The 552-nt window shown below is 76.4% G+C and carries 1 pseudogene; it reads left to right on the top strand.

Annotated features, from left to right (window positions below):
- Positions 1-27 precede the first annotated feature (27 nt).
- Positions 28-552: pseudogene (locus B7767_RS30540) on the top strand (hypothetical protein); the annotation flags it as partial.

Below are 552 nucleotides of genomic sequence, written 5' to 3'. Positions count from 1 at the left end.
CCACTCGCGCCCCCCACACCCGCCACCTTGACTGAAGGCGTGGCCCCCCACCGCACCCGCCCCCACCGCACCCGTCTCCGCGACACCCTCTCCGCAACCCTCCTCACCCTCACCTGCCTCCTCGCCCCCTGCGGCACCCTGGCCGCCTGGGCGGCCGCCCTCGCCGACACCGGCCACTACGTCGACACCGTGGCCCCGCTGGCCACCGACCCCGACGTCCGCGACGCCGTGGCCGACACCGTGGGGGACGAGGTCGTACGGGAACTGCGGACGGAGACGACCGACACCACCCTCCTCGGACCGTTCGTCCGCGAAGCGATCCGCTCCTTCACCCGCACCGACGCGTTCCGCACCGCGTGGGAGGCCGGCAACAGGGCCGTCCACGACGCCGTCCTGCACGCCCTGCGCGACGACGCGGCCACCCCCGGCCCGGTCACCGTCGACCTCGCCCCCGTCACCGCGCAGGTACGGGCGCGGCTCGCCGCCGACCGCCTGCCCTTCGCCCACCGCATCCCCGTCGGGCACACCGAGGTCGCGGTGGTGCCGGCCGGG

The sequence above is a fragment of the Streptomyces sp. 13-12-16 genome (assembly GCF_002114215.1).
Classification (GTDB): Bacteria; Actinomycetota; Actinomycetes; order Streptomycetales; family Streptomycetaceae; genus Streptomyces.
The sequence above is the reverse complement of the archived record's forward strand: the minus strand, read 5'-3'. Positions and strand labels throughout refer to the sequence as shown.